The organism is Microcoleus sp. Z1_A1, assembly GCF_036700305.1.
Classification (GTDB): Bacteria; Cyanobacteriota; Cyanobacteriia; order Cyanobacteriales; family Microcoleaceae; genus Microcoleus.
This window is the reverse complement of record NZ_JAUBOR010000065.1, coordinates 15,919-24,742: the sequence shown is the minus strand read 5'-3', so window position 1 is coordinate 24,742 and position 8,824 is coordinate 15,919. Positions and strand designations below refer to the sequence as shown.

Annotated in this window: 6 protein-coding genes; 3 read left to right on the top strand and 3 right to left on the bottom strand. The window is 47.5% G+C overall.

The features are described 5' to 3' along the window. Positions 1-147: 147 nt before the first annotated feature. Positions 148-1,893 carry an alpha/beta hydrolase gene (locus tag QT973_RS25005; RefSeq protein WP_333392456.1) on the bottom strand — a complete coding sequence of 582 codons (1,746 nt, stop codon included), beginning with the start codon at positions 1,891-1,893 and terminating at the stop codon, positions 148-150. 287 nt (positions 1,894-2,180) lie between these two features. On the opposite strand from QT973_RS25005, the gene QT973_RS25000 reads away from it, so the two are divergent. Next, positions 2,181-3,161, top strand: coding sequence for an Npun_R2479 family HD domain-containing metalloprotein (locus QT973_RS25000; protein ID WP_333058314.1), 981 nt, complete (start codon positions 2,181-2,183; stop codon positions 3,159-3,161). Between the two features lie 398 nt (positions 3,162-3,559). Beyond that, the gene (ligA, locus tag QT973_RS24995; RefSeq protein ID WP_333392454.1) at positions 3,560-5,758 is read left to right on the top strand and encodes an NAD-dependent DNA ligase LigA; all 2,199 of its coding nucleotides are present in this window, start codon (positions 3,560-3,562) and stop codon (positions 5,756-5,758) included. 119 nt (positions 5,759-5,877) lie between these two features. Here the strand turns inward: ligA and QT973_RS24990 are convergent, their stop codons facing one another. Beyond that, positions 5,878-6,081, bottom strand: a complete 204-nt coding sequence (locus QT973_RS24990; RefSeq protein WP_333058312.1) for a hypothetical protein — start codon at positions 6,079-6,081, stop codon at positions 5,878-5,880. Between the two features lie 12 nt (positions 6,082-6,093). Here QT973_RS24990 and QT973_RS24985 point away from each other — a divergent pair, with 12 nt between their 5' ends. Further along, on the top strand, positions 6,094-6,507 hold the full coding sequence (locus QT973_RS24985; RefSeq protein WP_333058311.1) for a hypothetical protein: 414 nt from the start codon (positions 6,094-6,096) through the stop codon (positions 6,505-6,507). Between the two features lie 392 nt (positions 6,508-6,899). On the opposite strand, the gene QT973_RS24980 is transcribed toward QT973_RS24985, so the two are convergent. Beyond that, positions 6,900-8,824 (bottom strand): CHAT domain-containing protein (locus QT973_RS24980; RefSeq protein ID WP_333392452.1); only part of this gene is annotated, 1,925 nt, incomplete at its 5' end.

Genomic DNA, 8,824 nt, shown 5'->3' with positions numbered 1-8,824 from the left:
TATTACGCCTATCGTTAAGGTTTGTAAAGGGGTTTGACGACAGTTAAACTGATGAGTGTGATTAGGAAAGCTGATGAGAGGAAAGAGATGGCCCATCGCCCCCGCACGAAAAGAGATGACAGCGTTCACGCGCGGCGCACCTCAACCCTAACGAACAGGATCTATGGGAGGTGGAGAAGGTAAAGGAACAGGAGCGATCGCAGGTGGAGAGGCAGGGATGCGAGGAGGTGGAGAAATCCTGAACTGCAGGAGTTGCTGGGGGGTGAGCGATCGCAAAATTCTCAGTCCGAGAGTGTCTCTGGAGATGCTTAAAGCGTAGGATGGCTCCAAATACGGGCGGAAATTGGATTTATTGTTCAAATAGCTTTCCATGAACGCTAGGCTGAGTCCGCTGAGGTAGCGGCGGGCTAAAGCTGGTTCGGGCCCGATCGCCTGTGGTGGTGGCAGAAAGAGGCTTTGAGGGGATTCCTCGATCGTTGAGAAGTGAGTCCCGTTGTTCATCAGTACGAGATATTTGTTGGGCGATGTCAGCCATGTGAACGGTTGAATTTGTTCGAGCAAAGCGGGGGCGACTGTATCGGCGCTGCCTGCGATTAGCATGACGGGGATTTGGATTTTGCTGAGGTTTGTTTCTCCGAGAATGCTGCTGGCGATCGGGTTAACGGCGATCGCAGCTTTGATGCGCGGGTCGCCGAAATTGTACTGGTTGCGCTCTAGGCCGCGGGCGCGGCACTGCAACAGTAGGGAGAGGTTCCAACTATCGTTCTCGAGTCCGCAATCTTTGTCTAGCTGTGCAAAATTAATCCCTGCCCCGGCTAATGCTAAAGCCGTATAGCCACCGAAAGACTGGCCGATGACGCCGACTCGCTGCAAGTCGAACTGCCCTTGGTAGGCCGGATCGGTTGTAGAAAGTTTGGTTAAATAATCGAGCAGGTCTTTGATGTCGAGGGGGCGGTTGACAAATTCTGCTGGTTCTGCTACTTGATTGGCTCTGCCTGTTACTAAGTCTTGGATTTGTTGGGCGTTGCTGCCGGGGTGTTCGGGGACAGCGACGGCAAAGCCGTAGGAGGCTAGGTGTTTGGCTAAATATTGAAAGGAAATGCGATCGGAACCTAAACCGTGGGAAATTACTACTACTGGGGCCGGTTGGGGGCTGCCCTGTGGTAGGTAAATGTCCATATCAAATGTGCGATTGCGATTTGGACTCGTCAGAGTTACCGATGATTTTTTCCAAGTATAGGGGCCAGGTAGCTGGGGCTGCTGCATTTGGGCGGGCGGTATGGTGGGTTCTAAGGCTGCTTGTGCTTCCGACAACTGGGCGACTCCGGCGATCGTCTGATTGGAACGGTTGATCAGCGATGTCAGCTCGTTGGCGATACCCAAGGCGCGGGCGATGTCAATCCTGATGCCATAGGTGGGGAATTTCCGCAGCACGTTGAGAATTGTCAGGCCTTCTGGATCTGAGGCTGCTAAAATCAGGGCGGCTCGGATGGCATAAAATCCGGGCTGCCGAGCTTTGGTTTGAATTACTCGGCCCAAGCGTTTCAGCAGCACTTCTCCTTGAGGCGTGTAGAGAAATTGGGCGATCGTCACGTGGCTAATTTCAGCTTCCGCTTGCAGGGCGCTGCGAATCTCAGCTAGCTGAGATTCTTTGAGGTACTGAGCGAAGCCGTCCAAGTTTGAGTCTATTTTGCCTTCTTTGGCGAAAAGTGCCAGGGATTCAATGGGAACTGATTCTTCTAGTGGCCCGTAAGTTACGTAAATTCGCTCGGCACCCATTGCCGGTGCGGCGGTGCAAACAGCAGTGAATGCACACAATCCTAGGTATTTTTGGGCGATCGAGCGCCGAGTACCCAGGGCAGCAGTGGAGAGACTCCGAAACAGACAGTTCATAAGTTTCAAACCTAGGACTTCTAATAATTAGTCAGTGAAACGATGTAAATTGTTTCACTAACATTTAATACCAAAAAATCGATCTGTTGCTTCGGATGCTTCCGAAATTAGGTTATCTTGGGAAGCATAGCCAAAAGAGCAATTTTCTGACCTGACAAGACTAGCTGAAATTTAAAATTCAACGCCGAGGGGTCAAACCTACTGGAATGCCCATTAATTATTTTTTCAGCAAGGCCAAGATATTTTCGATCGAGTTTGTAACTACAGCCTGAGTGAGAGAATTTATGATGTTCAATGCAACTGCTATCCTGATTGACGCTTTTGTGCAAGAGTTGCAGGCCGGCTACCGTCGCACCTACGGCAAGTACAAGCCTGACTACCCTGAAATTATCGCCTGGGCAGGGACTATGGCTCTGGAAAATATCGCTAACTGCGATGCTCTCTACCACAATGTGGAACACACAATGCTCGTGGCTTTGGTGGGACAAGAGATTCTCCGGGGCAAGCATATTCGCGAAGGCGGAGTGTCGCCGGAAGATTGGCTGCACTACCTAATCTCGCTGCTGTGTCACGATATCGGCTACGTCAAAGGTGTTTGCCGCCAAGACCAAGAAGCTGTGGGACTATATGCTACGGGTATTGACGGGGGCATGGTTTCTGTGCCGATCGGGGCAACTTCTGCCAGTTTAACTCCTTATCATGTCGATCGAGGCAAACTCGTAATTGACGAACGCTTCGGCGGCCACACATTAATTGATGCCGAACAAATCAAGCGCAATATTGAATTGACGCGCTTCCCAGTTCCTGCTAGCGAAACTCATCAAGACCGAAATAATTATTCTGGACTCGCTAGGGCCGCCGATTTGATCGGTCAGTTGAGCGATCCAAATTACCTGCGAAAAATAAGTGCCTTGTTCTACGAATTTGAGGAAGTCGGCACTAATAAAATCTTGGGCTACAAATCTCCGGGAGATTTGCGACAAAATTACGCCAAGTTTTATTGGAATGGAGTTTTTCCCTACATTCCAGCAGCTTTGAACTACTTGGAATTAACCCAAGGAGGCAAACAAATTATTGCCAACCTCTACGCCAATGTATTTCAGGTAGAACACGCTGAACCGCTCGCTTTCACAAAGCCAAACGCTCAAGAATTTACCAAATACCGCGCCAATAGCAACTTGAACATCGAAAAAGATGGTGATAATCTTCAACCTTCAATGTCCGGGGAAAACAAGAAATTTACGGAGTTTCCCGACTTAAATTTGTAATGATTTACGCCCATAATTCGGCAGCTATAAAGGCGAATCAGTGGATTTTAAAATTGAGAATGTGGCCTGACAGGTTTGGCGCAACGTTCGGCGTTCAATCAGTCGAAGGATTTGAAATTTACTTCATAGATGAATCTGGAAGGTTGAACAAGAGTCGAAAGTTTTGGCCGACTGGCAACTTTGGTCGGAAAGTATATCCGTTTTTGGACAGGGTGACAATTAGGATAAGTTTTGATTTTCTAGTTGCTATATCTTGGTTTTTAGCTCAAATTGACATTGCTCATCTCAAATCTAAAATCTGTCTGGCAGCAGAGAGGTTGCTCGATCCTTTTTTTTGAGCTAAAATGGAAAGTTATAATCAAAAATTTAACATCTAAAATCTAAAACCTTAAATCGATATGGCAGCAGAGATTCAGCAGCAAATTCAACAATTGAGGCAGCAGCTACAGGAAGCTAGCTATGCTTATTATGTTCTCGATGCGCCGGTGATGCCAGATGAGGTGTACGATCGACTTTATCGCCAGTTGCAAGAATTAGAATCAGATTATCCTGAATTAATTACTGCGGAAAGTCCGACTCAGCGCGTGGGAGAACAGCCTGCTACTCAATTTTTTAGCGTCAAACACAATATTCCTCTCTACAGTTTGGAAAATGCTTTTAATTTTGAGGAATTTGCTAAATGGCAGGAACGCTGGCAAAGGGTAGCACCTTCCCTAACCCCCGTTCAAGAAGGAAATGCACCCCCCCTAACCCCCCCCTATCAAGGGGGGGGACAAGAGGGAAATGTACCCCCCCTAACCCCCCCTTATCAAGGGGGGGGACAAGAGGGAATAGCATCTTCCATTCGCAATCAGGAAAACAGGGAAATTACTCCCCCCCTTAGCAAGGGGGGGTTGGGGGGGGTTTCCTATGTTTGCGAATTAAAAATTGACGGTTCTGCTTTAGCGTTAACCTATGAAAATGGAATTTTAGTTCGCGGTGCAACGCGGGGAGACGGCATTGCCGGAGAGGAAATCACTCAAAATGTCAAGACTATTCGCTCGATTCCTTTAAAGCTCAATTTAGATAATCCGCCGCCTGTTGTGGAAGTGCGGGGAGAAGCTTTTTTGTCTTTAGCTGTGTTTGAGGAAATTAATCGGGAACGGGAAAAAGCAGGGGAACAATTGTTTGCTAATCCTCGCAATGCTGCGGCGGGTACGCTGCGGCAGTTGGATTCTAAAATTGTGGATAAGCGACGGTTGGATTTCTTTGCTTATACTCTGCATTTAGATCAGAATAACGAGGGTAACACGCAGTGGGATTCGTTGGAATTGTTGCGACGAATGGGGTTTAAGGTGAATCCCAATCGCAAAATTTGCTATTCTTTGGATGAGGTTCGGGAGTATTACGAATATTGGGATACTGAACGGCGGAATTTGCCTTACATGACTGATGGGGTTGTTGTTAAGATTAATTCGGTTTTGCTGCAAAAACAATTGGGTTTTACTCAGAGGTTTCCGCGTTGGGCGATCGCCCTGAAGTATCCCGCGGCAGAAGTGCCTACAATAGTAGAAGCTGTCACCGTGCAAGTAGGGAGAACCGGGGCTCTGACTCCTGTAGCGGAACTGAAACCGGTGCAGTTGGCGGGGACGACGGTTTCGCGGGCTTCTCTCCATAATAGCGATCGACTTTCCGACCTAAATCTCCATATTGGCGATACTGTAATTGTCAGAAAAGCTGGGGAAATTATACCAGAAGTTGTGCGAGTTTTGCCGGAACTTCGCCCCCAAAATGCTCAACTTTTTCAAATGCCTAGTTGCTGTCCCGAATGCGCGCAGCCTGTGGTTCGGGAAAAAGGGGAGGCCGTTACTCGCTGCATCAATACATCTTGTCCGGCGATTTTGAGGGGTTCGCTGATTCATTTTTGCAGCCGGGATGCTTTGGATATTAACGGTGTTGGGGAAAAGTTGGTGCAGCAAATGGTTGATAGCAATCTCGTGCATTCTGCGGCGGATTTGTACGATTTGACAGCGGAAAGATTGATGAGTTTGGAACGCATGGGTAAGAAGTTAGCAGAAAAGTTGGTAAGTGCGATCGCCCAATCGAAAAATCAACCTTATTCGCGGGTACTTTACGGCTTGGGCATCCGCCACGTCGGCAGCGTGAATGCTCAATTGCTGACAGAAAGGTTTGCAAATGTAGAAGAGTTAGCAGGAGTATCGGCGGCCTCGATTGAGGGCGTTTACGGCATCGGCCCGGAAATTGCTCAAGCTGTTTATCAGTGGTTTCGAGTGCCGGCAAATCAAAGTTTAATTGCACGGTTGAAAACTGCAGGCTTACAATTGCAGTCAGAAGTAAAAAATCCCAATTTAGCCAGCACAAATTTACAACTTGCAGGCAAAACTTTTGTGCTGACCGGAACTTTGCCCACTTTGAAACGAGATGAAGCTAAAGATTTGATTCAAAAAGCAGGAGGTAAAGTCACAAGTTCTGTGAGTGCTAAAACTGATTATGTGGTTGTGGGAGAAGATGCGGGTTCTAAGTTGGAAAAAGCTCAATCTTTGGGAATCAAACTACTTTCGGAATCTGAGTTATTAGAACTCCTATCGAAACCATAAATGATTGGTGAAAGTCAATATATCTCTCTTTCCTCTTTCTCTGCGCCCTCTGCGCCCTCTGCGGTTCGTAAAAAAAGCTCATTCACTTGGGCCGTTTTCAAAGAAAATCCCCAACAATTCTATTGCCCTAGATGCAAAATAGCCCCTCGCGAATTGGGCAATACCTCAAAAGGCAGAGAAATCCCGATCGCCCTTGGTGAATATACATACTTCCCCAGCGGTGCGGCCCAAATCTGTTGTCGGTACAGGCGAGTTTTGCTAAAATTTGATAAAGTTTGCAATAGCGATGGCAACTGCCAGCTTAGCCAAATCCCAGCAATCATAGGAGATACATTATGTCGGAAATTCCAGCAGAACAAGCACAAACAAACTTGCCAACTCCAGAAACAACTACCGAAAGCTCAATTTCTGGGGTGGAAAACTTGAAAAACAGTGTGGGAAATGTCCTAAATAGTTGGAAGTTGAAAGCAGGATTAGCCGTTGCTGTACTTTTGGGAGTTTTGCTATTTGCTTTCTACTGGCAGCATATGATTGCAGTCGTAGGTATGAAGAGTTGGTCGGCGCGATCGGGTGCTAATCCGATCGAATGTATGGTAAGAGATACTAATAATGACGAGTATGTCAGTTGCAGCGCCCTCCTCGATCAGCAGATTGTCCCTCTTGAGTGCAGTTCGAGTCTGTTCAATATCGGCTGTCGAGTCAATTACGGAACTGCGGCACCAAATCCGAGACAAACCAACCCTAGATAGAGCATCTGCGGGTTAGAGATGATTGTTGAAGGAACAGATTTGCTACTAAAACATGGGAATTATAAAAAAATTCCCACCGTGAAAATACTCCAGCAATAAAGAGGGGAAAACTATTGTTTTTCTTGTTGTAAATTAGCAGGTAAGTCTACTTACCTGCTATTGCCATTAGGTAATCTGTGATAGATGATGTGTGGCAGTATATTGGCGATCAGAAGGTTTTGATGATATTAATTTGGTGGTGATGAAACAGAAATAGAGTTCCAAACCCCCTGGATCGGCGCTTGAAATTGGGGCAGCCAGGGGCGAACCGCCCCAACCACCCAAAGCGGGCATTGCCCCTAGTAGAAACTTTCGTCCTTCAGAAGCGGAGACTGAAAAATAAAGATGGCAGCTTACCAAGGGCTTCCGATCATGGTGAAACTACTCCAATAATAAGGATGAGAAAAATTTTGGTTTGGTTGTTGTAAATTAGCAGGTAAATTTAACTGGCCGCCTGTTGTTACTAGCTGTCCGTTTTCCAGCCGCACTTTACCGGACATTATTGCTTGTTGAGCCAGTTGCAAAGCTTCTGCCTTAGTTGTGGTTCCTCGCAACTGGTGGTAAAATTCGCTCATCAGCGCCAAGGTGCCTCCATCGTCAACATACCACAAACTCCCTAAAGCAGATTTGGCGCCGGATTTTACTGCTAAACCTCCAAAACCTAACTCTGCTTCCCGATCGCCCATAGCAGTTCTACAAGCACTTAATACTAACAAGTCTACCTGCGGATTGCGCCAATTCAAACTCTCTATGCGATCGAGCTGCAATTTGGAATTCCACATTTGAATGTAGGAATTGCTCGCTTTTCCCGGTTTGAATTCAGCGTGAGTTGCTAGATGAACGATCCGAAATCCTCCCTTGGCGTGTTCCGACGTGAGATTATCTAAAGTGAAAGCAGAATTGAGGAAAGATGGGCCCTGCCACTGAGCCGAAATCGCCTGCAATTCGATCGGCACACTGGGCAAGGGCTGTTGGTCAACAAATTCTGACCTTCCCATTGCTAGCACTGTGGCGTCTCTAACAGCTTTATAATCGGTATTAGTCGAACTAAAACTCGGAATTAGGCTGAAACTGTATTTTTCAATCAAGAAGCCTTTACCGTCGTGCAAAGCGGCAAAGGGCAGGCTCCGCAATCCCGGATCGACTGATAGTAACAAAGTTTGAATTCCTAAGTTTTGTAAGTCTTTTTCTAGGGGTGCGATCGCCCATTTATATAGTTGCTGAGCGGCGGCTAGATAAGTGCTAGTATCGCGTTTTGCGGGATTGGTGATTTCAGCGCGAAACTCCTGGACGGTGGGGAAAAGAGCTGCTTTGTTGGCTTCGGGGACGCTGTAGTGAATCGGCCACCCGGCGGGAGGAACTAAAATTAGTTCCAATTGATCTTCTCGCGAGACCATGTAGATAATACCAGACCGCTTGCCGGTTTGCTGTTCGATATTTTGTAAAGTTTGTTGGGATGTCGAAATCAAGGTTTTTTCCTCTAGGATGTTGGCTTCTACCCCCAGGTATTCTGCAAATTCTTGATTCCTCATTTCTTCGATTCCCCAGACTGTTTTCTGTATGTCGTTACCTTCAAAAAGTCGATCGGGAGACGGAACATATCCCAGAACTAAATTAGAAGTAGGGTTAACTGTTGGTGCTTGTTGGGATGCGAGTGAAGAGGCTACGATGCCAGCGGGTAATTGACTGATGATACTTTGATCGATGGTTAAAACTCGACGATCGGCAGCAGCAACACCGAGATTGTCTAGCGATCGACTTTCGGGGCGTTTAAAGTCTTGTTCATCGGAGGTTGACGGTTCGGGTGTGGGTGTATCGGCGGCTGTGGGCGAGTTTGGCGCTGTCACAGGTGTGGGCACTTGTATTTCCGTAGGATCGATCGAAGCGGGAGTGACACTTGGAGTGGGAGTTAGGGTGACACTTGGAGTGGGAGTTGGAGTGACACTCGGAGTGGGAGTTAGGGTGACACTTGGAGTGGGAGTGGGAGTGACACTCGGAGTGGGAGTTAGGGTGACACTTGGAGTGGGAGTTAGGGTGACACTTGGAGTGGGAGTTGGAGTGACAATTGCAGTCGGAGTGACACTTGGAGTGGGAGTTGGAGTGACAATTGCAGTCGGAGTTGGAGTTTCTACCGGAGTTGGAGTGACAATTGCAGTCGGAGTTGGAGTTTCTACCGGAGTTGGAGTGACAATTGCAGTCGGAGTTGGAGTTTCTACCGGAGTGGGAGTTTCACTCGGAGTGGGAGTGGGAGTTTCTACCGGAGTTGGAGTTTCACTCG

Coding starts and splice junctions, on each gene's coding strand:
- QT973_RS25005 (WP_333392456.1), bottom strand. CDS start 1,893: ATGAACTGTCTGTTTCGGAGTCTCTCCACTGCTGCCCTGGGTACTCGG.
- QT973_RS25000 (WP_333058314.1), top strand. CDS start 2,181: ATGTTCAATGCAACTGCTATCCTGATTGACGCTTTTGTGCAAGAGTTG.
- ligA (WP_333392454.1), top strand. CDS start 3,560: ATGGCAGCAGAGATTCAGCAGCAAATTCAACAATTGAGGCAGCAGCTA.
- QT973_RS24990 (WP_333058312.1), bottom strand. CDS start 6,081: ATGATTGCTGGGATTTGGCTAAGCTGGCAGTTGCCATCGCTATTGCAA.
- QT973_RS24985 (WP_333058311.1), top strand. CDS start 6,094: ATGTCGGAAATTCCAGCAGAACAAGCACAAACAAACTTGCCAACTCCA.